The organism is Rahnella perminowiae, from assembly GCF_019049755.1.
GTDB lineage: Bacteria > Pseudomonadota > Gammaproteobacteria > Enterobacterales > Enterobacteriaceae > Rahnella > Rahnella perminowiae.
In genome coordinates this window covers 1-23,365 of the sequence record NZ_JAFMOS010000611.1, presented here as the reverse complement: position 1 = coordinate 23,365, position 23,365 = coordinate 1, and the positions used below count along the sequence as shown (strand labels likewise).

Annotated in this window: 21 protein-coding genes and 1 pseudogene; 15 read left to right on the top strand and 7 right to left on the bottom strand. The window is 53.7% G+C overall.

The window, feature by feature from the left end; translation table 11 throughout:
* Positions 1–36 precede the first annotated feature (36 nt).
* Both J1785_RS19960 and J1785_RS19955 read left to right on the top strand, forming a co-directional pair.
* Positions 37–1,986 (top strand): DNA topoisomerase III, encoded by a 1,950-nt coding sequence (locus tag J1785_RS19960; protein WP_165383681.1) that lies wholly within the window; start codon positions 37–39, stop codon positions 1,984–1,986.
* The gene (locus J1785_RS19955) at positions 1,979–2,293 is read left to right on the top strand and encodes a DUF1496 domain-containing protein (RefSeq protein WP_129951150.1); all 315 of its coding nucleotides are present in this window, start codon (positions 1,979–1,981) and stop codon (positions 2,291–2,293) included. The genes J1785_RS19960 and J1785_RS19955 overlap by 8 nt, the downstream gene beginning before the upstream one ends.
* A 75-nt stretch (positions 2,294–2,368) precedes the next feature.
* On the opposite strand, the gene J1785_RS19950 is transcribed toward J1785_RS19955, so the two are convergent.
* Both J1785_RS19950 and xthA read right to left on the bottom strand, forming a co-directional pair.
* Positions 2,369–2,764, bottom strand: coding sequence for a pyrimidine (deoxy)nucleoside triphosphate diphosphatase (locus J1785_RS19950; protein ID WP_217159406.1), 396 nt, complete (start codon positions 2,762–2,764; stop codon positions 2,369–2,371).
* Between the two features lie 4 nt (positions 2,765–2,768).
* Positions 2,769–3,578 carry an exodeoxyribonuclease III gene (xthA, locus tag J1785_RS19945; protein ID WP_129990791.1) on the bottom strand — a complete coding sequence of 270 codons (810 nt, stop codon included), beginning with the start codon at positions 3,576–3,578 and terminating at the stop codon, positions 2,769–2,771.
* Positions 3,579–3,833: 255 nt separating this feature from the next.
* Here xthA and tyrR point away from each other — a divergent pair, with 255 nt between their 5' ends.
* A complete protein-coding gene (tyrR, locus tag J1785_RS19940) occupies positions 3,834–5,408 on the top strand; it encodes a transcriptional regulator TyrR (protein ID WP_129951153.1) in 1,575 nt (524 codons plus the stop codon).
* Positions 5,409–5,492: 84 nt separating this feature from the next.
* Here tyrR and tpx read toward each other — a convergent pair whose 3' ends face one another.
* Positions 5,493–5,996 (bottom strand): thiol peroxidase, encoded by a 504-nt coding sequence (tpx, locus tag J1785_RS19935; protein ID WP_129951154.1) that lies wholly within the window; start codon positions 5,994–5,996, stop codon positions 5,493–5,495.
* 136 nt (positions 5,997–6,132) lie between these two features.
* Between tpx and ycjG the strand changes: the two genes are divergently transcribed.
* Positions 6,133–7,110, top strand: coding sequence for an L-Ala-D/L-Glu epimerase (gene ycjG, locus J1785_RS19930; RefSeq protein WP_129990790.1), 978 nt, complete (start codon positions 6,133–6,135; stop codon positions 7,108–7,110).
* 145 nt (positions 7,111–7,255) lie between these two features.
* Entirely contained in the window at positions 7,256–8,890 is a 1,635-nt protein-coding gene (locus J1785_RS19925; RefSeq protein ID WP_217220349.1) for an ABC transporter substrate-binding protein, read from the top strand.
* A 64-nt stretch (positions 8,891–8,954) separates the two neighbouring features.
* On the opposite strand, the gene J1785_RS19920 is transcribed toward J1785_RS19925, so the two are convergent.
* Complete coding sequence (locus J1785_RS19920) at positions 8,955–10,157, bottom strand: MFS transporter (protein ID WP_129990788.1); 1,203 nt, start codon at positions 10,155–10,157, stop codon at positions 8,955–8,957.
* A gap of 113 nt (positions 10,158–10,270) precedes the next feature.
* Between J1785_RS19920 and J1785_RS19915 the strand changes: the two genes are divergently transcribed.
* The 3 genes from J1785_RS19915 to J1785_RS19905 all read left to right on the top strand — a co-directional run bounded on the left by J1785_RS19915 (position 10,271) and on the right by J1785_RS19905 (position 13,327).
* Positions 10,271–11,236 (top strand): LysR family transcriptional regulator, encoded by a 966-nt coding sequence (locus J1785_RS19915; protein WP_129951158.1) that lies wholly within the window; start codon positions 10,271–10,273, stop codon positions 11,234–11,236.
* Between the two features lie 149 nt (positions 11,237–11,385).
* Positions 11,386–12,369: a zinc transporter ZntB gene (gene zntB, locus J1785_RS19910; RefSeq protein WP_129951159.1), complete on the top strand. Its 984-nt coding sequence runs from the start codon at positions 11,386–11,388 to the stop codon at positions 12,367–12,369.
* Between the two features lie 280 nt (positions 12,370–12,649).
* Positions 12,650–13,327 (top strand): hypothetical protein, encoded by a 678-nt coding sequence (locus J1785_RS19905; RefSeq protein ID WP_217220346.1) that lies wholly within the window; start codon positions 12,650–12,652, stop codon positions 13,325–13,327.
* A gap of 59 nt (positions 13,328–13,386) precedes the next feature.
* On the opposite strand, the gene ttcA is transcribed toward J1785_RS19905, so the two are convergent.
* Both ttcA and J1785_RS26815 read right to left on the bottom strand, forming a co-directional pair.
* Entirely contained in the window at positions 13,387–14,322 is a 936-nt protein-coding gene (gene ttcA, locus J1785_RS19900; RefSeq protein ID WP_217220343.1) for a tRNA 2-thiocytidine(32) synthetase TtcA, read from the bottom strand.
* A gap of 101 nt (positions 14,323–14,423) precedes the next feature.
* Positions 14,424–14,555: pseudogene (locus tag J1785_RS26815) on the bottom strand (site-specific integrase); the annotation flags it as partial.
* Between the two features lie 155 nt (positions 14,556–14,710).
* Here J1785_RS26815 and J1785_RS19895 point away from each other — a divergent pair.
* From J1785_RS19895 to nudI, 3 genes are all read left to right on the top strand, one after another.
* Positions 14,711–14,944 carry a YgdI/YgdR family lipoprotein gene (locus J1785_RS19895; protein ID WP_015689902.1) on the top strand — a complete coding sequence of 78 codons (234 nt, stop codon included), beginning with the start codon at positions 14,711–14,713 and terminating at the stop codon, positions 14,942–14,944.
* Positions 14,945–14,976: 32 nt separating this feature from the next.
* Complete coding sequence (locus tag J1785_RS19890; protein WP_129951163.1) at positions 14,977–15,219, top strand: YgdI/YgdR family lipoprotein; 243 nt, start codon at positions 14,977–14,979, stop codon at positions 15,217–15,219.
* Positions 15,220–15,359: 140 nt separating this feature from the next.
* Complete coding sequence (gene nudI, locus J1785_RS19885; RefSeq protein WP_129951164.1) at positions 15,360–15,785, top strand: nucleoside triphosphatase NudI; 426 nt, start codon at positions 15,360–15,362, stop codon at positions 15,783–15,785.
* Between the two features lie 43 nt (positions 15,786–15,828).
* Here nudI and J1785_RS19880 read toward each other — a convergent pair whose 3' ends face one another.
* Positions 15,829–17,628 (bottom strand): sodium:solute symporter family transporter, encoded by a 1,800-nt coding sequence (locus tag J1785_RS19880; RefSeq protein ID WP_217220341.1) that lies wholly within the window; start codon positions 17,626–17,628, stop codon positions 15,829–15,831.
* 257 nt (positions 17,629–17,885) lie between these two features.
* Between J1785_RS19880 and J1785_RS19875 the strand changes: the two genes are divergently transcribed.
* From J1785_RS19875 to J1785_RS19860, 4 genes are all read left to right on the top strand, one after another.
* Positions 17,886–19,241, top strand: coding sequence for an alginate lyase family protein (locus tag J1785_RS19875; RefSeq protein ID WP_217220334.1), 1,356 nt, complete (start codon positions 17,886–17,888; stop codon positions 19,239–19,241).
* Positions 19,238–21,376, top strand: a complete 2,139-nt coding sequence (locus tag J1785_RS19870; protein WP_217220332.1) for a heparinase II/III domain-containing protein — start codon at positions 19,238–19,240, stop codon at positions 21,374–21,376. Before J1785_RS19875 ends, J1785_RS19870 begins: the two co-directional genes overlap by 4 nt.
* 10 nt (positions 21,377–21,386) lie before the next feature.
* Positions 21,387–22,163 carry an SDR family NAD(P)-dependent oxidoreductase gene (locus J1785_RS19865; protein WP_217220321.1) on the top strand — a complete coding sequence of 259 codons (777 nt, stop codon included), beginning with the start codon at positions 21,387–21,389 and terminating at the stop codon, positions 22,161–22,163.
* Between the two features lie 94 nt (positions 22,164–22,257).
* Positions 22,258–22,968: a FadR/GntR family transcriptional regulator gene (locus J1785_RS19860; RefSeq protein ID WP_129951169.1), complete on the top strand. Its 711-nt coding sequence runs from the start codon at positions 22,258–22,260 to the stop codon at positions 22,966–22,968.
* Positions 22,969–23,365 lie beyond the last annotated feature (397 nt).

Here is a 23,365-nt window from a genome sequence, read left to right as displayed (position 1 = left end):
TTTTGTCGCGATTACACCGCAAACAGGTGCCTGTTGATGCGTCTGTTCATTGCCGAAAAGCCCAGCCTTGCCCGCGCGATTGCGGATGTCCTGCCGAAACCTCATCGCCGCGGTGATGGTTATATTGCCTGTGGTAACGATCAGGTAGTGACCTGGTGCGTCGGGCACTTACTTGAACAGGCGCAACCCGACGCCTACGACAGCCGTTTTGCGCGCTGGTCACTGGCGGATCTGCCCATTATTCCTGAAAAATGGCAGCTTCAGCCGCGCGCTTCAGTCGCCAAACAACTCAACGTGATTAAGCGTTTATTGCTCGAAGCCTCGCAGGTCGTCCACGCCGGCGACCCGGATCGCGAAGGGCAATTACTGGTGGATGAAGTGCTGGATTATCTCGAACTGACGCCGGAAAAACGTCAGGCTACCCAGCGCTGCCTGATTAACGATCTCAACCCGCAGGCCGTTGAGCGCGCTATTGAACGTCTGCGTGATAACCGCGATTTTATTCCGCTGTGTGTCTCCGCGCTGGCCCGCGCCCGCGCCGACTGGCTTTACGGCATCAACATGACCCGCGCCTATACCATTCTGGGGCGCAACGCCGGTTACAACGGTGTGCTTTCCGTCGGACGCGTGCAGACGCCGGTTCTCGGGCTGGTGGTACGCCGCGACGAAGATATCGAAAACTTCGTGCCGAAAGATTTCTTTGAAGTGAAAGCCCACATTGTTACGCCTGCCGAAGAGCGTTTTGTGGCGCTGTGGCAGCCGAGTGATTCCTGCGAACCCTATCAGGATGAAGAGGGCCGTTTGCTGCACCGTCCGCTGGCCGATCACGTTGTGGCCCGCATTGCCGGACAACCGGCAATGGTCACCGGCTATAATGACAAGCGTGAGAATGACATTGCGCCGTTGCCGTTTTCGCTCTCCACATTGCAGATTGAAGGCTCAAAAGCCTTTGGCCTGAGCGCCCAGCAGATCCTCGATATCTGCCAGAAATTGTACGAAACGCACAAATTGATTACGTATCCGCGTTCGGATTGCCGATATCTGCCAGAAGAGCATTTTGCCGGGCGTCACGCCGTGCTGAACGCTATCGGTATTCACCGTCCTGATCTGATGCCACAACCGGTGATAGATACTGATTTGCGTAACCGCTGCTGGGACGACAAAAAGGTCGATGCGCACCATGCGATCATCCCGACAGCGCGCAGCAGTCACGTCAACCTGACCGATGACGAACGTAAGATTTACGGTCTGGTGGCACGTCAGTATCTGATGCAATTCTGCCCGGATGCGGTGTATCGCAAATGTGTGATCGACCTGGATATCGCGGGCGGTAAATTTATCGCCAAAGCGCGTTTCCTGGCTGAGGCAGGCTGGCGCACATTGCTGGGCAGTAAAGAACGCGACGAGGAAAACGAAGGTACTCCGCTGCCGGTGGTCGCAAAAGGTGATGAACTGTTGTGCGAGCACGGAGAAGTGGTTGAGCGTCAGACCCAGCCGCCGCGGCCTTTTACCGATGCGACATTACTTTCCGCCATGACCGGGATTGCGCGTTTTGTGCAGGATAAGGAACTGAAAAAAATTCTGCGTGCGACTGACGGACTGGGGACCGAAGCGACGCGTGCCGGGATTATCGAACTGCTGTTTCGCCGCGAATTTTTGTATAAGAAAGGGCGCTATATTCATTCCAGCGATACGGGGCGTGCCTTGATCCACTCGCTGCCGGACATCGCAGCCCGCCCGGATATGACCGCTGACTGGGAATCCACGCTGACGCGTATCAGTGAAAAAAGCTGCCGTTATCAGGATTTCATGCAACCGCTGGTCGCCACGTTGCAGAATCTCATCATGCAGGCCAAAACGAACCGGGTATCTTCAGCATTCCGCAGTCTGCCTTCCAAACCAGCAGGCGCTGCAGCGAAAGGCAAAAGCGCCCCTAAACGACGCAAAGCGAGCACCAAAGGGAAGGACGCAAACAGTGATGAATAATATTTTTATCCGTAAAGCGCTGATGACATGGCTGATCAGTTCCGCATTGCTGGCTGCACCCGCAATGGCTAACCGCAGCAATATTGGCAACGGCGCGGATGTTGTGGTGCCCTTGCCGCCGCAAATCTGGGAGAACAGCGGCAACAACAATAACAGTGCGCCGACCTGTCACAATTGTTGCATCTACAATAACCAGAGTTACAGCGAAGGTGCGGTGGTTACGGCTGACAGCGTGGTGTTGCAATGCTCACGTGACCCGAACGTGGTGGGCACCAACGAGCTGAAATGGGAAGTGTTGAAGAAATAACACCGTCTCAATCTTCAGATAAAGAAAAGGCGCGTGACGGGCAACAGTCCGCGCCTTTTTGTTTGCAGTAGCCGGTTACGTGGCAAATTTCATCAGATAAGCTTCGATAAGCGGAACATCTGCCGGTGCCAGTTCAAACGATAACACTTCGGCGGGCGTTACCCAGCGGATTTCAGAGTGACACTGTAACGTTATTGTCCCGGTGAATCCGCTGACCCGCCAGCCGTGCAGACGGATCAGCCGTGCAGCGTGTTGTACCTCGCTGGTGGCGACAAAACCGGTCACCGTCGCGTTAATGCGCATTTCTTCCCACAACTCACGCACTAATGCGGCGGGCTGACTTTCCCCGGCTTCCACTTTTCCGCCGGGGAATTCCCACAAACCGGCCTGATCGCCGGACGCATCCCGTCGGGCGATCAGCAATTTGCCTTCGCACTCAATCAGGGCGGCGACCACTTCAATCGTCTTCATGACATTATTTCAGATCGAACGTTGCCCAGATAGGCGCATGGTCAGACGGCTTTTCCATCCCGCGGATAGCGTAATCAATCCCGGTGGCGGTGCAACGCGCGGCCAGCGGCGTGCTCGCCATGATCAGATCGATACGCAGACCGCGGTTTTCATCGAAGCCACGCGAGCGGTAATCAAACCACGAAAATTGATCGGCAGTGTCCGGGTTCGCCGCGCGGAAGGTGTCTACCAGCCCCCAGCCTTTCAGGCGATCCATCCATTCACGCTCTTCCGGCAGGAAGGAACATTTACCGGTGCGCAGCCAGCGTTTACGGCTATCTTCGCCGATACCGATGTCCAGATCAGTCGGGCTGATATTCACATCGCCCATCACCACGACCGGATTATTCACCGACAAGCTGGTGGTCAGATAATCCTGCAAATCACGGTAAAACTTCTCTTTGGCCGGGAATTTGGTCGGATGGTCACGGCTCTCGCCTTGCGGGAAATAACCGTTGATCACCGTCAGAATACCTTGCGGCGTTTCGATATCGGTCATGATGATACGGCGCTGAGATTCTTCATCATCACCGGGGAAACCCCGGCGTACAGCGACGGGTTCTTGCTTTGTCAGCATGGCGACGCCGTAATGGCCTTTTTGTCCATGATAAAAGACGTGGTAACCATGCTGGCTGACTTCCTCCAGCGGGAACATATCGTCATGCACCTTGGTTTCTTGTAAACCAATAACGTCAGGCTGGTGCTGTTCGATTATTGCCGCAAGCTGATGTGGGCGGGCGCGCAATCCGTTGATATTAAAGGAGACGAACTTCATAGTCGGGAACCATTGGGCGATGAAATCAGAAGGGCGATAGTAGCAGAAAAAGGGCGAAGGGAGAAACCGGCATATGACGGGTGCGGACAGCACAAATCACTGCCACAGCAAAATACAGACCGGATCATCAGGATGGGCCGTGGTCATTAAGTGAATTATTTTGTCAACTTTTCGTGACAGTCTCTTCTTCCGCTGTACATGAAAGAGTATTATGCCTGCAGCGATTTCCGCACCGGCAGAAAAAGGTCAACACTGATGCGTCTGGAAGTTTTTTGCGAAGACCGCCTGGGTCTCACCCGTGAACTCCTCGATTTACTGGTTTTACGCAGTATCGATTTACGCGGTATCGAGATTGCCTCGATTGGCCGCATTTACCTGAATTTTTCCCAACTGGATTTTGATACTTTTCGCGCCCTGATGGCTGAAATCCGCCGCATCGATGGCGTAACGGATGTGCGGACCGTGCCGTTCATGCCTTCCGAGCGCGAACACCGCGCGCTGCGCGCTTTGCTGGTTTCCATGCCGGAACCGGTTTTTTCCATTGATATGAAAGGCAAGGTCGAACAGGCTAACCCGGCCGCGATGGCATTGTTTGAACTCGATGAAGACAAAATCCGCACCGTGACGGCAGCAAACCTGATCACCGGTTACAACGTCACGCGCTGGCTGGAAAGCGACAATGCCCAGCCACACACTGAACGTATTGTGATCCGCAGCCAGGATTTTCTGATGGACCTCACGCCAATCCACGTGGATGACGAAGACAAAAAAGGCGGGATTGCCGGCGCTGTTGTCATGCTCAAATCGGCCGCCCGCATGGGGCGCCAGTTGCAGGATCTGACCGTTAACGACGACAGCGAGTTTGACCACATCGTCGCGGTCAGTACCAAAATGCGTCACGTTTTAGATCAGGCGCGCAAACTTGCCATGCTGGATGCGCCGCTGCTGATTGTCGGTGACACCGGCACCGGCAAAGATTTACTGGCTCACGCCTGCCATCTGCGCAGCGCACGGGGTAAGAAACCGTTCCTCGGCCTTAACTGTGCTTCTTTGCCGGATGACGTAGTAGAAAGCGAGCTGTTTGGTTACGCTGCCGGCGCCTATCCGAATGCGCTGGAAGGCAAGAAAGGCTTCTTCGAACAGGCTAACGGCGGTTCCGTACTGCTCGATGAAATTGGTGAGATGTCACCCCGGATGCAGATCAAACTGCTGCGTTTTCTCAATGACGGTACCTTCCGCCGCGTGGGTGAAGAGCATGAAGTGAAGGTGGACGTCCGTGTAATGTGCGCCACCCAGAAAAATCTGGTGGAACTGGTGCAGCGCGGCGAATTCCGTGAGGATCTGTATTACCGTCTTAACGTGCTGAGCCTGACACTGCCACCACTGCGCGATCGCCCGGCGGATGTGATGCCACTGACTGAGCTGTTCGTGGCGCGTTTCTCTGATGAACAGGGCATGCCGCGTCCAAGGCTGTCCTCACAGCTGGCGAATTACCTGACGCATTACGGCTGGCCGGGCAACGTCCGTCAGTTGAAGAACGCCATTTATCGCGCACTGACGCAACTGGAAGGCGGCGAACTGCGCCCGCAGGACATCGTTCTGCCAGATTTTGATGCGGAAGTGACCCTCGGTGAGGAAGCGCTGAACGGCTCGCTCGACGATATCAGTAAACGTTTCGAACGTTCTGTGCTGACCCGTCTTTACCGCACTTATCCGAGTACGCGTAAACTGGCGAAACGTCTGGGGGTGTCGCATACGGCCATTGCCAATAAATTGCGCGAATACGGCCTCAGCAGCCGTCGGGGAGAAACGGGCGACAGCGAAGAGTAATTTGCTTCTCAGGGATCGCATACATAAAAAAAGCAACGGATTACGCCGTTGCTTTTTTTTCATCTGTTGCCTGTGAAGAGGTGATTACTTCAGCACAGCCAGCGCAGATTCATAGTCAGGTTCGGTGGTGATTTCATTCACCAGTTCGCTGTACAGCACGTTGTCCTGACCATCCAGAACCACCACGGCACGCGCGGTCAGACCCGCCAATGCGCCGTCGGTGATACCCACGCCGTATTCGGATTTGAAATCACCGCCACGCAGGGTGGACAATGTGACCACGTTAGACAGACCTTCCGCGCCGCAGAAACGGGACTGGGCGAAGGGCAGATCAGCCGAAATGCACAGTACCACGGTGTTGTCGATTTCACCCGCCAGCTGATTGAATTTGCGCACAGACGTGGCGCAAACGCCGGTATCAATACTTGGGAAAATGTTCAGGACTTTACGCTTGCCTGCAAAGCTGCTCAGGCTGACATCAGAAAGATCTTTAGCGACCAGGCTGAAAGGCTTGGCGACATCGCCTTTTTGTGGGATTTTGCCTGCAACGCTAACCGGGTTGCTCTGAAAGTGTACTGTCTGGGTCATGATTATTTCCTATGTCCATTGGAGTCAAACGGCTTTCAGTTTAGGGTAACAATGCTATGTTGGATATAGATTATTTGTTAATAACTTGTATATGTTGATTGTAACCCGCAGGACGCATTTCACCACTGGAGACGTTATGAGAAATGTTCGTTTTTATCCGGAAGCCTGGCCGTTACATACACCGTTCGTCATTTCGCGTGGCAGCCGTACTGAAGCGCGGGTAGTCGTGGTTGAAATTGAAGAAAACGGCATTCGTGGCGTCGGGGAATGTACGCCGTATCCGCGTTATGATGAAAGTGAAACATCGGTGATGGCGCAAATTGGCAGCGTGGCAACGGCGATTGAACAGGGCGCTACCCGTGAACAATTGCAACATATGCTTCCGGCGGGTGCTGCACGTAATGCGCTGGACTGTGCGCTGTGGAACCTTGAATCCCGGACGAGTGGCCTGAATTTATGGCAACTGACCGGCACAGAACCACTGGCATCCGTCAGCATGGCGCAGACCGTGAGCATGGGTACGCCGGAAGCCATGGCCGAAGCGGCGCTGGCCTTGCAACAGAAGGGGGCGACGCTGCTGAAAATCAAACTTGATGACCGGCTGATCGCAGAGCGTCTGGTGGCTGTGCGGGCCGCCGTGCCGAATGCCTCGCTGATTGTCGATGCCAATGAAGCCTGGCAGAGCGACGGGCTGGCGGCGCGCTGTCAGTTGCTGGCTGACCTTGGCATCCTGATGCTCGAACAACCGCTGCCCGCCGGTGAAGATTCGGCGCTGGAAAATTTTATCCACCCGCTGCCGGTTTGCGCCGACGAAAGTTGTCATACGGTGGAAGGCTTACCCGCGCTGAAAAACCGTTATGACATGGTGAATATTAAACTGGATAAAACCGGCGGTCTGACCGGCGCACTGCTGCTGGCAGCCGCCGCGCGTGAACAGGGTTTTGAGATCATGCCCGGCTGCATGTTGTGCACATCACGGGCGGTTCGCGCCGCTTTACCGCTGACGGCAGGGGCGAAGTTTATCGATCTTGATGGACCGACCTGGCTGGCACAGGATGTCGAACCGGCGCTGAAATTCCACTGCGGCGGCATTGATGTTGCCGGTTCGGACTGATTTCATCCGGCTTTTTATTCATCAAACCCGGCGGTTTTGTGCGTGAAGGCAAATCTGTAACGATTTCTTATAGGGGATTCTTACCGATAATGATAAAACTCGTGAATGTTTCAGGGCGTAGCCCTTTGTCAGTTCAGGAGAATTTATGCCGCAGGGAAATTCATATCCGCTTTTATCCTATTCCGCATGCGCCGCACTGGTCGCACTGACTGCCGGTCAGGCTACGGCAGCACAGGTTCCCGCCGGTACCCAGCTTGCTGCGAAACAGGAAATTGTCCGTCATATTAAAGACGAACCCGCCTCACTGGATCCGGCTAAAGTTGTCGGTTTGCCTGAAGCGCAGGTGGCGCGTGACTTATTCGAAGGGCTGGTAAATCAGGATGCCACCGGGAAAAGTATTCCGGGCGTAGCGGAAAGCTGGCAAAACCAGAACAATCAGGTATTCCTGTTTACCTTGCGCAAAGACGCCAAATGGTCGAATGGCGATCCGGTGACTGCACAAGATTTCGTTTACAGCTGGCAGCGTCTGGTGGATCCGAAAGGGTCATCATCCGGCGCGTGGTTTGCCGGTCTGGCTGGTATTGCTAACGCTGATGCGATCATCGCCGGGAAAATGCCGGTGGATAAACTGGGCGTGACCGCTGTCAGCCCGACGCTTTTGCGCGTTACTCTGGATAAGCCGGTGCCTTATTTTGTCAGTCTGCTGGCGAACTTCAGCCTGTTCCCGGTACATAAAGCCACTGTTGAAAAATACGGCGATGACTGGACTAAACCGGGCAATCTGGTGGGTAACGGCGCGTATGTGCTGAAAGACCGCGTGGTCAATGAAAAGCTGGTGCTGGAGCCGAATCCGTATTACTGGGATCATGCCCATACGGTGCTGACCAAAGTCACTTTTGTGCCGATCAATAAAGAGTCCAACGCGACGAAACGTTATCTGGCTAATGATATCGATATCACCGAATCCTTCCCAAAAGACCAGTATAAAAAGTTGCTGCATGATCTGCCGGGACAGGTTTACACGCCGTATCAGCTGGGAACGTACTATTACGCTTTCAATACCCGCCGTGCGCCGACCGATGATGCCCGCGTGCGTCAGGCACTCTCACTGAGTATCGATCGTAAAATTATTGCTGAAAAAGTGCTGGGCACCGGTGAAAAACCGGCGTGGCGCTTTACACCGGATGTGACGAACGGCTTCAAACCGGCTGAAAGTGAGCTGCAACAATATTCGCAGGAAGAACTGAACGCACAGGCGAAAAGCCTGCTGGCGGCGGCAGGTTACGGCCCGGCTAAACCGCTGCACCTGACGCTGCTGTATAACACCTCGGAAAGCCATCAGAAGATTGCTATCGCGGTGGCCTCGATGTGGAAAAAGACGCTGGGTGCCGATGTGAAGCTGGTGAATCAGGAATGGAAAACCTACATCGACAGCCGCAATACCGGCAGTTTCGATGTGATCCGTGCCTCCTGGGTTGGCGATTACAACGAAGCCTCCACCTTCCTGTCGCTGCTGACGTCCACGCACAATGGCAACATCAGCAAATTCAGCAACGCGGAATATGACAAAGTCATCAGTGACGCCAGCCGTGAAACGAATGACGCACGCCGCAACAATGACTACAACAAAGCCGAGCAAATTATCGCCGGACAGGCACCGATTGCGCCGATTTATCAGTACACCAACGGCCGACTGATCAAGCCCTGGGTAAAAGGCTACCCGATTAATAATCCGGAAGACGTCGCTTACAGTCAGGAAATGTATATTCTGAAACACTGATCTGACTGACATAAAAAAGCGCCCGCAGCGAATAGCCGCGGGCGCTGATCTTTTATCCCACCCTTCAGCTTTTACGGCTGAACAGACGCAGCAAAAGTGCCGCACCCGCCGCAATCGTTGCCAACGCCACTACACCTGTCCAGCCCCCGGTTGCCAGCGCTTTACTGCCCAGCGCCGCACCGGCTGACATGCCGATAAAGACGACGGTGAACAGCAGGGCATTCAGACGACCACGGGCGGCCGGTTCAAGACCATAAACCAGCGTCTGATGGGCTACCAGCGTAGCCTGAATACCTAAGTCAAAACCGATGGCACTCAGAACAATCAGCGCCAGCTGAGCGTGCGGTGACAACAGCGGTAACAGGAACATCGCCGCAAAAGAAATCATCACCAGTGCTGAGCCCATCTGGGTTACGCGCGCCGGCCCTTTTTTATCCGCTAATGCGCCGGCCAGCGGTGCTGCCAGGGCACCGGCTGCTCCTGCCAGTCCAAATGCGCCGGCCACCGCACTGCCCAGGTGGAACTGTTCGTTGAGCATAATCGCCAGCGTGGACCAGAAGGCGCTGAACGCTACGGACAATAACCCCTGAGCCAGCGCGGCATGGCGTAGTGTTTTATAGTTTTTCCACAGACCAAACATTGAATGCAACAGGCTGGCATAACTGAGGCGTGTGTCCGGCGTAAAACGCGGCAGAACCCGCCACAACGCAATGCCAATCAGCGCGACGCTCAGCGCCGCCAGCTGATACATCACCCGCCAGCCAAAATACTCTGCCACAAAACCACTGAGTACGCGGGACAGTAAAATCCCGACCAGAAGCCCGGTCATCACGGTGCCGACCGTTTTCCCCCGTAGTGCGGCGGGTGCAAGATGCGCTGAGGCGGGCACGATATCCTGCGCCATGGTTGCACCGATGCCGGTGATCAGGCTGGCTACCAGCAAGCCGTGAATGCCCGGTACAAAACCACACAGCAGCAACGCCGCGGCCAGCAGCATGCTTTTCAGCAAAATAATGGTGCGGCGGTCATGGCGGTCACCCAGCGGAATGAGGAACAGGATCCCCAATGCATAACCGGCCTGAGTAAGCGTCGGGATAAGGCCGACAGATGGGGGGCTGGCGTGCAGATTATCGCCCATAATGCCGAGCATCGGCTGACTGTAGTAAATCGAGGCGACGCTTAATCCCGCACCGGCGGCCAGCGTAAAAATGATTTTGCCCGACAGGGCGGATCCCTCAACATGGGATGTGCTGGTAAGTTCTGACATGGCCTGACCCCTGAATAATAAGTTTATAACTGCAAGTACGTGGAATGCATTCTTCACCCAAACGGTTATAAGTGGTAGCCTGCAGAAAGGTAAAACTGTTATACGTGAGGCGTATGAACAATCCCGGCACCAGTGGTATCGACCGCATCGACCTGATGCAAACCTTTGTGCGGATAGTGGAAAGCGGCAGTTTGTCCGCCGCCGCGACGCAACTGAGCACCAGCCAGCCGACCGTCAGCCGCCGTTTGCAGTCACTTGAGCGTCTGCTGGGTGCGAAACTTATCCTGCGCACCACCCACGCGATGAAGCTCACCGACGACGGTCAGCGGTGTTATGAGCAGGCAAAATTACTGCTTGAGCGGTGGGTTTCGCTGGAAGATCAGTTAAACGGTGCGGGCGATGAACCGGTGGGGATCCTGCGGGTGCGTGCGCCGCATGCGTTCGGGCAGGACCAGCTGATCGCGCCGCTGACCCGTTATTTACAGCGTTATCCGAATCTTTCCGTGGACTGGATGCTGAATGACCGCACGCCGGACTTCATTTCGGAAGATATCGATTGCGCCATTCAGGTGGGGAATATTGTCGATCCGTCGATGGTCGCCATTTTGCTGGCCGAGGTACCTCGTATTGTGGTGGCGACACCGGAACTGCTGCAACAGCATCCGGTTAACCGGGTCAGCGAACTGCCACAATTGCCCTGGATTTCTTTAAGCACCTTTTACCGCAACGAATTCGCGCTAAAACATGATAACGACGGCAGAATGGAAAGTTGCAGCATCTCGCCGCGTATGGCGACTGACAGTTTATACGCCGTGCGAAAGGCCGTTCTGTCGGGATTAGGAGCCGGCATTGTGTCGGCATGGATTGTTAAAGAAGATATCGCTGAAGGGCGATTGCAGCGGGTATTACCCGGCTGGAACGCCTTACCGCTGCCGGTGTATCTGGTTTATCCGTACTCCAGTTATTATCCGGCGCGCCTGCGTAAATTCCTCGAAATGATGCGCAGCGTGATGCCTGAACTGGCCGAAATGCAGGCGCCCGGCGGAGAGACACACTCTGTGATATCACGACATATTTAACAGCATATGTGTAACATCTTTAGATAAATCCCGTGGCATGATCTGCTTTGGCAGGGGATGCCAGCCATGTTGGCCTGAGTCGGGTTTTTGAATGTCAGAGACTTAACGCCAGACTTAACACTGATAACGAAGAAAAAGCGAGGAACGTCGTGGAAGTCATTAAGGGAAAAGAATTACAGGTTTCAGATGCCGTTTATGCTTTCCAGATGGACGGACAGGGCGGTGTGAATGTCATCAGCCCGCAATGTGTCGCCAGTGAAGATAAACCCTGTTGGTTGCATCTCGATTACACGCTTCCCGCCAGCGAACAATGGATTAACAGCACCCCGGTGCTGCCGGATACCGTGCGTGAAGCCCTGGCCGGGGACAGCGTCCGTCCGAAAGTCATGCGCGTTGGCGAGGGTACGCTGATCACCTTACGTAGTATCAATCTTAATGCAGATGCACGGCCCGATCAGCTGGTCACTATCCGCGTCTATCTTACCGACAAAATGATTGTTTCCACGCGTCACCGGAAAGTGTTTTCCATGGAAGAGATGATCGGGGATATGAAACAAGGCAGCGGGCCGAAGAATACGGGGCGCTGGTTGGTGGAAATTTGTGATGCGCTGACTGAACACACCAGTAATTTCATTGAAGACCTGCATGATAAAATTATCGATATTGAAGATGATTTGATGGAGCAGCAGGTGCCGGAGCGGGGCGCAATGGCGTTGCTGCGCAAACAACTTATTGTATTACGTCGCTATATGGCACCGCAGCGCGATGTATTCTCGCGCCTTGCCAGTGAACGCCTGCCGTGGATGAATGATGATGACCGCCGTCTGATGCAGGAAATTTCGGACCGTTTAGGACGCGGGCTCGATGATCTGGATGCCAGCATTGCGCGTACAGCGGTGCTCTCGGATGAAATCAGTTCACTGATGGCTGATTCACTGAACCGCCGCACTTACACCATGTCACTGCTGGCGATGGTCTTCCTGCCGGCGACGTTCCTGACGGGGCTGTTTGGGGTCAATCTGGGCGGTATTCCCGGTAATACGTCACCGTTTGGCTTCGGGATTTTCTGTGCCTGTCTGGTGGCACTGGGCGGAGGGGTGGCACTGTGGATGAAGAAAAGTCGCTGGCTGTAGAAGGTTAACCTGCTGAAAAAGAGCAAAAAAAAGCCGGTCATAAGACCGGCGTCGTTCGAATTAAATTGTGCTATGCATTAATTCTAAAAATTTGGAAATAAGACAATATGGAGCACAACGCCCATCGCTTGACGTTGCATTCACCTGCGGAATAGATATTGCACCGATCCGGCCCGTCTAATGTTGATTTCGCTCAATCTTTTTGGGGTTTCTCGCTGCGGAAGGCCTGCACAGGCATTTTCGCCTGACGATCTTATTTTCGACATAACAGGAGGTGGCTTTGCACACACGGGAAATTATTCATCAGGCGTATGAAAATACGACGGCTAAAACGTCAGCAATCTGGAATACCCACCGCGGAACGGGCGAAATCCGCACTGAACCTTTCTATCACCCGACACGGCTTGCTATCACCAGTGGTCATCGCGCAGGCTCCCCGATGGCAGCGTTACTGGACGAGTTAGCCACTGCGGCGCAGGGGGATCCGCTGGCCGATGTGGCACAGGTGAACGGAATGCATTTCACCTTTTTCGCCATCACGCAGGCGTTGTATGACAAACCGGGAGACGCGGAAGATCTCGCGGATCTGATCAGTATCTTTGAACAATATTGCCGCAGCCATGTTATGCAGATAAGCGATTTGCGGCTGGTGGCTTTACCGGATCAACTTTTGCTGGCGGGATTTCCGGATGCGGAAAGTTTGCGGGTGAGGCAGGCGCTGGTGGAACATTTACTGAATACGCCCTGGGCAGTAAAAATCAGAGAGCGATATCCCAACACGGAAATCCCGCAAGTCTTCTGGCACAGCACGTTGCTGCGTTACAGCGCGCAATACCTGCCCGAAACGCTGCGTGTCTGGTTCCGGAAAAACCGGCAGAAAGACTTTGGCTCGCTGAGTCTGCCGGTGAAACTAGTCATGACGAATTACAACTGGACTGAGACGTTCACATTAGCCTGAGAAACAAAAAGCCCGCATTGCGCGGGCTATAAGATTCACAACGAACGCTGCGCCGGAGACTATTTAATTTCCAGCACCTTCAGGCGCTCAGCCGGCGCCGTCGCTTCATCTTCTTCCGGTTGCCAGCCAGCCGGTTGCAGCGGAATATCTTCGCGATCAAAGGCCAGGTCGCCGCCGTCCACAACCTCGTCACCGTGACGGATCCCTTTAAAATCGAAAAGATTCATGTCGTTAAGATGTGAAGGCACCACATTTTGCATTGCGCTGAACATGGTCTCAATACGGCCCGGATATTTTTTATCCCAGTCTTTCAGCATGTCGCCGATCACCTGGCGTTGAAGATTTGGCTGCGAACCGCACAGGTTACAAGGGATAATCGGGTATTCGCGCGCAATCGCAAAACGCTCGATATCTTTCTCGCGGCAGTAGGCCAGCGGGCGGATCACGATGTGTTTGCCGTCGTCGCTCATCAGTTTTGGTGGCATCCCTTTCAGCTTGCCGCCGTAGAACATATTCAGGAACAGCGTCTGCAGAATGTCATCGCGGTGATGGCCGAGGGCAATTTTGGTACAACCCAGTTCTGTCGCAGTACGGTACAAAATGCCGCGGCGCAGACGTGAACACAGTGAACAGGTTGTTTTGCCTTCCGGGATTTTATCCTTAACGATGGAATAGGTGTCTTCGGTGACAATCTTATATTCCACGCCCAGTGTTTCTAAATACTCAGGCAGGATGTGTGCCGGGAAACCCGGTTGTTTCTGGTCAAGATTGACCGCCACCAGTGAAAAATTCACCGGCGCGCTTTGTTGCAGATTGCGCAAAATTTCCAGCATGGTGTAGCTGTCTTTCCCGCCGGAGAGACACACCATAATGCGATCACCTTCTTCGATCATACCGAAGTCAGCAATCGCTTTCCCTACGTCACGACGCAGGCGTTTTTGCAATTTATTGAGGTTGTACTGCTCTTTTTTATTAACTGTTTGATTATCTGACATTTTTATGTTCGATTCATCTGATGACGCAACAGGGAAAACCTGTAACGCGAGTTTCTTGTTCAGCATACCGGTCGGGTCGCTTTCATGCTTTACCGGCGGATGATAAAAGGCGGGTTCGTTCCCGCAGTCAGCATCCGGCATGCGTACGTGTGGCGCGTATGATACGGATTACGCCGTGAAAAGTCAGCGCGTTTTATAGCAGCATTCCAGCATGCGCCGATTGGGGAAAGGGAGTCGCCGGTCTGTTAAGGGTTTTTGTGCTTTTAATGACGCGCCGCTTATAAAGTGACGAAGGGCAAATACAGATGTTTCTGAATGAAGAGTCTGAAATGTTAACTAAGCTTACTGAAAACATTGTTAAATCAGGATCCCTTTCAGGAGAGAAAGTATGAACAGGAAAAACCTTATTGCCGCATCACTTGCTGCCGTATCCATTCTTTTTGTTGCAGGTTGTGCGTCTAATCAGGCGATTAAAACCACGGACGGGAAAACCATCGTCACGGACGGTAAACCTCAGGTAGATGATGATACCGGTCTGGTGTCTTATAAAAATGCCGAGACGGGTAAAACTGAGCAGATTAACCGCGACCAGGTTAAAAATATGAGTGAACTGGATAACTGATTTACCCTGAAATAACCCCTAAGGAGAGAACGATGAACAGGAATTTATTGCCACAAAAAATGTTATTACCTTTAGCTGCTATTATGTGTGTCGCTGCGCTATCAGGCTGCACCCGTACCAGTTATGCCATTCAGACCAATGATGCGCGAACCATTATCAGTGACGGTAAACCGAAAGAGGCCGATTCCGGCTTGCTCGAATACACTGATGCTAATGGTGTGAAACAGCAAATCAGCAAAACTGAAGTGAAACAGGTATCAGAACTCCCGAAATAAACCCGGTGCGTAATCTTTATTTTGTTTCCTATTAAAACCCGTCGTCAGGACGGGTTTTTTATGACATGAATACCGGTATCCGTTCCCCGCAATATGCTATTTTTCCCTGCTGAAAATCCCCGATAACTGTGTAGGAAAATATGCGCCAGAGAACTATTGTCTGCCCGTTAATTGAACATGAAGAAACATATCTGCTGTGTAAAATGCCCTCCGGCCGGGGTGTCTTTCCCGGTCAGTGGGCACTGTCAGGGGGAGGGATGGAGCCGGGAGAAACCATCGAACAGGCATTACTGCGTGAAGTGCGGGAAGAGTTGGGTGAATCGCTGGAACTGTCCCATATCACGCCCTGGACCTTCCGTGATGATATTCGCACTAAAACTTATCCGGATGGTCGCAAAGAAGAGATCTACATGATTTATCTGATCTTCCATTGCCAGGCGAAGAATACCCTCATCACCCTTAACGATGAATTTGAACGTTATGCCTGGGTGCGCAAAGAAGATTTGGCGAAGTACGATCTTAATGAAGCCACGCGCATGACGCTGAAACAGCGCGGACTGTTGTAAATAAACGGGCAGGGCTTCCGGCGGAAACCCTGCGTGATTTTCCCTATCGTTGTGACGTTACTACATGCCGTTTTAAGGCTTTTTCAGCCTGAGCCGCTTTCATGCCTTTTTCTGCGCTGCGATGCAATATCCAGCCAAAGAGCAGAATTGACAGGGCGCACAGCAGGAACAGGAGACGTCCCCACAGCGGGTTAGGTACCAGCACCATCAGCAGCAAACCCGCACCCATGTACATCGAAATCCGGCCGATTTTATCGCGTTGCAACCGGTCAAATTCATCCTGTTCATGGTCGGCATAGACAGGCGTTTCCCTATCGGTGAAGAACTGTTTGCGCCGGATTTCACGCGTTGTATTGGTCTCACGATAAAACAAGGTGGTCAGGCAGAAAAACCCGCCGGTAAACACCAGATGCGCAAAGATGTTCCACATGATGGCCACATCCAGCAGCTCACGTGTCGTCAGCGAGATACCCAGCAGGCGGGCGACATCCGGTGCCGTGAACAGATTGGCGACGACATAAGACACGCATAATCCAAACAGTACAGTCACCCACGCGGCCCAGTCCGGGGTTTTGCGGATAAACACGCCGAGGAACAGCGGGACGACAATCGGTGCCTGCATCAGCGTGCCGACTTTCATCATCAGATCGAACAGGCTGACCGTCTGCATGGTATGCATATACTGCGCGACCAGGATCACCAGTACACCATTCACCACGCAGGCAATCTGGCCAACGCGCAACTGGTATTTGTCGCTGCGCTCACTGTGGCGGTTGATGACGGGCGTCCAGAAACTGCGTACAAAAATTCCCGAGTTTCGGTTCAGTGCACAATCCATTGAGGACATGGTGGCAGCAAACAATCCGGCCATCAGCAGGCCCACGGTGCCTGCCGGCATCGCGCGTTCAGCGAAAATCAAATACACCGCATCCGTTGCGTTTTTGCCGAGTTCCGGATGTGCAGTTGCCGCGTCAGGATACAAGATCGCTACCGCCCATGGCGGAATGAACCAGATAATCGTACCGGCCAGCATCAACACTAACGCGAACAATGCCGCTTTTTTGGCATTGAAGCTGTCTTTAGCATTCAGGAAACGGTACGAATCCTGCAGGTTATTGATGCTCTGTACATTCTTGATAAAGAAGAACAGAAAACAGGCCACCAGCAGGGAAATGTAATGCGGCCCAACGTCAGGGCCGGTAATGAAGCCGGACGGAAACTCAGTCACCAGTTTGACCGGGCCGCCGACTTTAAACAGTGCCACTGCCGCACAGGCGATAGAAATAATTGCTACTACCAGCGTCTGCACAAAGTCACTGGCCACCACGCCCCAGGCACCACTCAGCAGCGAAATCACCAGCACCACGGTGCCCGTCACCCACAGTGTCAGCGTGATGTCATGCCGGAATACTGCGCTGGCAAACACCGCCAGGCTGTTCAGCCATACGCCGGCACTGAGGATGCTCAGCGGAATGATCATCCAGGTGAAAAACTGTTCGTTGCCTTTGCCGAAGCGATGGTTGATGGCCTCGGTGGCAGTATCGACGCGCAACTGGCGAAAGCGTGCGGCAAACCACCACCAGGCAATCAGATAACCGAACACGTTACCTGCAAATACGCTGACGACATTGAAACCGTAGCGGTAAGCCTGACCGGCCGCGCCGGTAAACGTCCAGGCGCTGAACTGAATCATAAAGGCGGTCGCGCCAACCATCCACCAGAGCATTCGCCCGCCGCCGCGGAAATAATGGCTGGAGGAACCGGACGCCATTTTTTTGAAGGCATAACTGATGGCAATCATTAAGACGAAGTAACCGATCATGACCAGAACGTTAATATCCATTGTCGTTACTCTCTCGTTTGTAGGGTGAGATGTTTTTTGGTTATGTAATGAGCAAGCGTAGAAGAGGGAATGGAAATTAAAAGTCGGACAAATAAGAAATGCTTAGTTTGTTATCAAATTGTGATTCTGGTCGCTATTTGGGCTTATTGTCTGCTTTTGAGTCAATTCCGACTGGCGAAACTGAAGGTTCATTGCTTTATTAGTATGACTAAAGCGTGAAATCTCAACGGAGCAGCGGCGTGTAGCCGGGAGAAAACATGAAGTTAATTCAGCGCTGTAATGTGAAAGATGCGGGAACGGGGATCACGGTGGGCGCGATGCTGATACTGACGCTGATGGCCGCTTCTGCGGATGCACTGGCGGGCGAACCGGCATTTTTAAATACGGCACAAATGGCCGTTGTCCGTCAGCAACTGCATGATCACCGTGCGGCACCGCAAACGGCAGAGGCCTATCAGCACTTGCTGGCGGCGGCGGATTCCGCGCTGAAGAAGCCTGAACTGAGCGTCACTGACAAAGGGATGACGCCGCCCGGGGGATCGAAGCACGATTATCTCAGCCTGAGTGCGTACTGGTGGCCGGACGAAAGTAAATCCGACGGGCTGCCCTGGATCCGCAAGGATGGCCATGTGAATCCCGCCAGTAAAAACGATCAGAGCGACGGGGTGCGGCTGGCCGATTTTACCGCACGGGTGCAGAACCTGACGCTGGCGTGGTATTTCTCCGGCGAACAGAAATACGCGGATAAGGCGGTCAGCCTGCTGCGTACCTGGTTTATCACGCCGGAAACGCGCATGAACCCGAATCTGAATTTTGCGCAGGGCGTGCCGGGCATCTCGCCGGGACGCAACGCCGGTGTGCTGGATGGTCGCTATTTTTCCACCCGGATCGTGGATTCATTAGTGTTGTTGCGCGGGGATCCGGCATGGACGGACAACGACGAACAGCAAATGCGGGCGTGGATGCAGGCGTATCTCCGCTGGTTACAGGGCAGTAAAATCGCGAAAAAAGAAGGGCGCACAGAGAACAATCACGGTAACTGGTATGTGACGCAGGTATCGGGCATTGCATGGTATCTGGGGGATAACGCGGTGATTGGCGATATGGCGAAACTGATGAAAAGTAAGCTTGATGTACAGCTGAAACCTGACGGTACTCAGCCCGCCGAGCTGGCGCGCACACGTTCTTTTCATTACAGCTATTTCAATTTACAGGCGATCAGCATGATGGCGGTGCTGGCGCAGAAAAACGGCATTGACCTTTGGCATTACAAAACACCACAAGGCGGCAGCGTGCTGACATCGCTGGATTTCATGGCGCGCTTTACCGATCCGTCGGTGCCGTGGCCGTACAAATCACTCGATCAGATCCGTGTGCGTCCGGTGCCTTTGCTCTCGTGGGCGGATAACGCGACGGGGGAAAAACGTTACGAACAGTACATCCGCAGCGCGAGATTTACCTTGCCGCCGGCGGTGAAACCGGCATCCGGCGGTTATCACGAAGATGTTACGCGTGGTGCGGTAATGGAAGCCGAACGTGACACCTGGCTGCTGTCATTGCCGTCTTTTGCGGCTGGTTATGTCGCGCCGCAGCCGCCGGAGGTACAAAAATGAATCACTGGCAGCCGTTGCTGATAAGCCCTGACGGGGCGGAAAAACTGCACAGGCAGATTAACGCAGATTCTCCTCTGGGGGTGGCGCTGCGTGCGCAAATCGCCACGCTGGAAAACATGCTCATGCAGCCCGTGTCGGTTCCCGGCCAGGGTGAGGCGGGCGGCCCGGAGCATACGCAGCATAAGCAGAACTATCTGGGGATCAACCTGGCAGGGCGTTTCGCGTTGATCACAGGGGAGCCCCGTTATACGGATTACGCGCTGGCACTGCTGAACGCTTATGCTGACATTTATCCCTCGCTGGGCAGCGCAACCAGCAAAGACAGCAATACTCCAGGACGCCTGTTCCATCAGACACTGAATGAGAATATGTTCTGGCTGTACGCCGCCGAAGGTTATCACTGCGTGATGCCCTCACTTGATGCAGCTCAGCGTGAATATATTGAAGCTAACCTGTTTCGGGTGATGGCGGATGATGCACTGAAGCGGCACAGCCGCGATTTTGATATCGTGCATAACCACGGGATCTGGTCGGTGGCGGCGGCGGCGATCAGCGGTTACGCGCTGGGCGATCCGGCGCTGGTCGAAAAAGCGTTGTATGGTCTGAAAGGTGACAGTGAAAGTGGCGGATTCTTTGCCCAGCTCAGTCAGCTTTTTTCGCCGGACGGTTATTACATTGAAGGGCCCTATTATCACCGTTTCGCGCTGCGCCCGTTGCTGCTGCTGGCGGAGGCCATTGAACGGCGTCAGCCGGCGTTAAAGATTTATCAGTTCCGCGATCAGATTATCCGTAAAACCTGTGAAGCCCTGATGCAAACGGCATTCCCCGATGGCGTCTGGCCTGCACTGAATGATTCCTCTAAAACCATCAATATCCGTGATGACGGCGCGGTGATCGCCGCCAGCGTCTGCTATTCCCGCTATGGTCACCACCCGCAGTGGATCGCTGTCGCGCAACAACAACAGACGGTATGGGCCAGTGAGGCTGCGCTGGAACTTTCAGCTGCCCTGAAAGATGCTCCGGCAACGCCCGTGGATTGGGGAAGCATCGAACTGCGTGATGGGCCGCAAGGCGCGCAGGGCGGCATCGGGATTTTGCGCAGTGGCGCAGAAAATCAGGCTATGGCGCTGATGTGGTATGGCCAGCACGGCAGTATCCCGCGCCTGCATTCGGCACTTAATCACGGCCATTTTGACGGACTGCATCTGAGCCTGTTCAGCTGCGGACGCGAGTTCCTGCGTGATTATGGCTTTGGCCGCTGGGTTAACGTCGAGCCCAAATTCGGTGGTCGCTATATTCCTGAAAACAATAGTTATTGTAAGCAGACCGTCGCACATAACACCGTGGTGGTTGACGAACAAAGCCAGAATGGCGGTAACAGTCTGGAGGCAGAAAAACGCTGGGGCGAACGGCATTTCTTTGTCACGGATAATCCGGCCGGACAAGGCATGAGTGCGCGGCTCGGCGGCTACTATCCGGGTGTCAATCAGCAACGCACGGTGCTGATGCTGAACCTGCCGGAACTGTCCTCGCCGCTGATCGTCGATGTATTCCGGCTTACCAGTCATGAACTCCATCAGTACGATTATTGCCTGCATCATCTCGGTCAGTTTGTCCGCACTGATACCAGCCTTCATGCAGCCAGCCAGCTAACGCCGCTTGGCGAAGGGCACGGATATCAGCATTTGTGGGATTGCGCACGGGCTGGGATGGCGGCGGGGGATTCGGCCTTATTCAGCTGGCTCGACGGTGACAGCTACCGCACGCTGATCAGCGCCTTCCCGGATGGCGGCGAACTGATTGTCGCCCGTACCGGTGCCAGCGACCCGCATTTCAACCTGCGTAATGAACCGGCATTACTGCTGCGAACCCACGGCACTCAGGCCCTTTTTGCCAGCGTATTTGAAACTCACGGTAACTTCGATGAAGCCAGCGAAACGTCCCTGGACGCGCGTGGCAAGGTCGAGCGGGTCAGCGTGGTCAGTCATGATGATCAACAAACCGAACTGAATATTTTCTTTGCTGCTCAACGGACGCTAAACGTTCGTATCAGTAACCGCGACGCGCCGGCAGCGCAAGACGCTTTCAGCGTGGCGTGGCAATCCGTTTCACCCCTGAATATCCCTGAATCATAAAGGAGTCATTATGTTTAACGATTTGAAAGGTCAGCGAGTCCTGATCACCGGTTCAACCAAAGGCATCGGGCTGGCTGCGGCAAAAGCGTTCGCGGCGGCAGGCGCAAAAGTCGGTATTAACGGCCACCGTCATGATGCCAGTCTCGACAAACTGGCGACAGAAATCGCTACAAACGGCGGTGAGGTGGTCTATTTTGGCGCAGATGTCACAAAGTCTGCAGAATGCGAAACGCTGGTGGCGAACTTTGTCGAACGGTTTGGCGGCATTGATGTGCTGGTCAATAACGCAGGCGGACTCGGCGGACGGCAGGGGCTGGAAAACATCGATGATGATTTTTATGACCACGTGATGGATCTTAATGCCCGTTCGGCGCTGATGGTGACGAAATTTGCCATTCCGCATTTGCGTCACGCGGCGAAACAGAGCGGCAGAACCACCTCGGTGATCAGCACCGGCTCGATTGCCGGCCGGGAAGGCGGCGGGCCAGGTGCCAGTCTCTACGCCGCCTCGAAAGCCTGGCTGCACAATGTGCACCGCAACTGGGTGAAGGAATTCACCCGGGACAACATCCGCTTTAACGTGATTGCGCCGGGCACCATCGACACCGTCTTCCATGCGGATAAAAGCGCGGAAGTGCGGGAGAAAATTGCCAGTTCCATCGCAATGGGGCGCTTCGGCACGGCTGAAGAGCTGGCACCGTCTTATCTGTTTTTCGCCTCGCATGCCTGCAGTGGCTACATAACCGGTCAGATTCTGGATGTGAATGGCGGCCAGATGGCGCCATAGCGCACAGTTCGGGAGTTTCAGTGCGGCGCAGGCATGCAGCTCACCGCCGCCTGAACTATGATGACGGCAACCTGCACAGGAAAAAGGGAAGAATATGACGATGCAGTTTGAAACCGCTGCAGGCATGACCCGTGGCCTGAATACCCATATCGCCCGCGATATCGCCCGCAAAATTCTGTCGGGCGAACTGGCGTCGGGCGCGATCCTGCCGAGTGAAATTGAACTGGGCGAACAGTTTGGCGTCAGCCGCACCGCGCTGCGTGAAGCGCTGAAATTACTGACCTCCAAGGGGTTACTTGAGTCGCGGCCCAAAATTGGTACCCGTGTGAAAGAGCGTCCGCAATGGAACATGCTGGATCCGCAGTTGCTGGAATGGATGCAGGGCATGGAAGCGACAGAAGAGATCTATCATCAGTTTCTGGAATTCCGCAAGGCGATTGAACCGCATGCTACCGCGCTGGCTGCGGTGAATGCCAGTAAAGAGCAACGCATTGAACTGTCGCGTATTTACCGCCAGATGTGCCACGTTGCTGAAAATTTCGATGCCCAACATTGGGTGGATATCGATACGCAGTTCCACAGGATGATCTTCATCGCTTCCGGTAACTGTTTTTACGTGCCGTTCGGCAACGTTCTGACCACCATTTTTAAATGGTTTTTTGAGTATTCCTCAAAAGAAGGGGGGATGTGCCTCAGCGAACATCAACGCATTTACGAAGCCATCATGGCCGGCGACGAAGGCGCGGCGTTTTCAGCCTCACTGAGCCTGATGAAAGGGCATAAGCACCGGTTACACCAGAGATAACGCTCAGTAAAACCGTCTCATTCTATTTCCCCCGCTGCGCAGATCTTTCTGCGCATTTTTATGTCTGATGATCCCCGGAAGTGATTTCTGATACAAAAATGAAACAAATGTCACGGGCGGTTACGCCACAGTGCCAGTGGCTCATATAGACTTGTCATAATTATTACGGTCTAATCATTTTATCAGGAAAATATATTTTTATTACACACATTGATTAAAGTTAATTATTTTATTCATTAAACCGGTGAATGTATGAAAATACTCAAGGTCAGTGATTTCTTCCTTTCGAAACATCATGCTTTTAGTTTATTCGATATGAACCGTCAGTCGATGGAAGATGTGCACAGGCATGAATTCGATGAGTTAGTTATTGTCCGCAACGGCAGCGGATTTCATA

Bases quoted from the DNA above. Each gene is read 5' to 3' on its own strand.
- J1785_RS19960 (WP_165383681.1), top strand. From the start codon at position 37: ATGCGTCTGTTCATTGCCGAAAAGCCCAGCCTTGCCCGCGCGATTGCG.
- J1785_RS19955 (WP_129951150.1), top strand. From the start codon at position 1,979: ATGAATAATATTTTTATCCGTAAAGCGCTGATGACATGGCTGATCAGT.
- J1785_RS19950 (WP_217159406.1), bottom strand. From the start codon at position 2,764: ATGAAGACGATTGAAGTGGTCGCCGCCCTGATTGAGTGCGAAGGCAAA.
- xthA (WP_129990791.1), bottom strand. From the start codon at position 3,578: ATGAAGTTCGTCTCCTTTAATATCAACGGATTGCGCGCCCGCCCACAT.
- tyrR (WP_129951153.1), top strand. From the start codon at position 3,834: ATGCGTCTGGAAGTTTTTTGCGAAGACCGCCTGGGTCTCACCCGTGAA.
- tpx (WP_129951154.1), bottom strand. From the start codon at position 5,996: ATGACCCAGACAGTACACTTTCAGAGCAACCCGGTTAGCGTTGCAGGC.
- ycjG (WP_129990790.1), top strand. From the start codon at position 6,133: ATGAGAAATGTTCGTTTTTATCCGGAAGCCTGGCCGTTACATACACCG.
- J1785_RS19925 (WP_217220349.1), top strand. From the start codon at position 7,256: ATGCCGCAGGGAAATTCATATCCGCTTTTATCCTATTCCGCATGCGCC.
- J1785_RS19920 (WP_129990788.1), bottom strand. From the start codon at position 10,157: ATGTCAGAACTTACCAGCACATCCCATGTTGAGGGATCCGCCCTGTCG.
- J1785_RS19915 (WP_129951158.1), top strand. From the start codon at position 10,271: ATGAACAATCCCGGCACCAGTGGTATCGACCGCATCGACCTGATGCAA.
- ttcA (WP_217220343.1), bottom strand. From the start codon at position 14,322: ATGTCAGATAATCAAACAGTTAATAAAAAAGAGCAGTACAACCTCAAT.
- J1785_RS19895 (WP_015689902.1), top strand. From the start codon at position 14,711: ATGAACAGGAAAAACCTTATTGCCGCATCACTTGCTGCCGTATCCATT.
- J1785_RS19890 (WP_129951163.1), top strand. From the start codon at position 14,977: ATGAACAGGAATTTATTGCCACAAAAAATGTTATTACCTTTAGCTGCT.
- nudI (WP_129951164.1), top strand. From the start codon at position 15,360: ATGCGCCAGAGAACTATTGTCTGCCCGTTAATTGAACATGAAGAAACA.
- J1785_RS19880 (WP_217220341.1), bottom strand. From the start codon at position 17,628: ATGGATATTAACGTTCTGGTCATGATCGGTTACTTCGTCTTAATGATT.
- J1785_RS19875 (WP_217220334.1), top strand. From the start codon at position 17,886: ATGAAGTTAATTCAGCGCTGTAATGTGAAAGATGCGGGAACGGGGATC.
- J1785_RS19870 (WP_217220332.1), top strand. From the start codon at position 19,238: ATGAATCACTGGCAGCCGTTGCTGATAAGCCCTGACGGGGCGGAAAAA.
- J1785_RS19865 (WP_217220321.1), top strand. From the start codon at position 21,387: ATGTTTAACGATTTGAAAGGTCAGCGAGTCCTGATCACCGGTTCAACC.
- J1785_RS19860 (WP_129951169.1), top strand. From the start codon at position 22,258: ATGACGATGCAGTTTGAAACCGCTGCAGGCATGACCCGTGGCCTGAAT.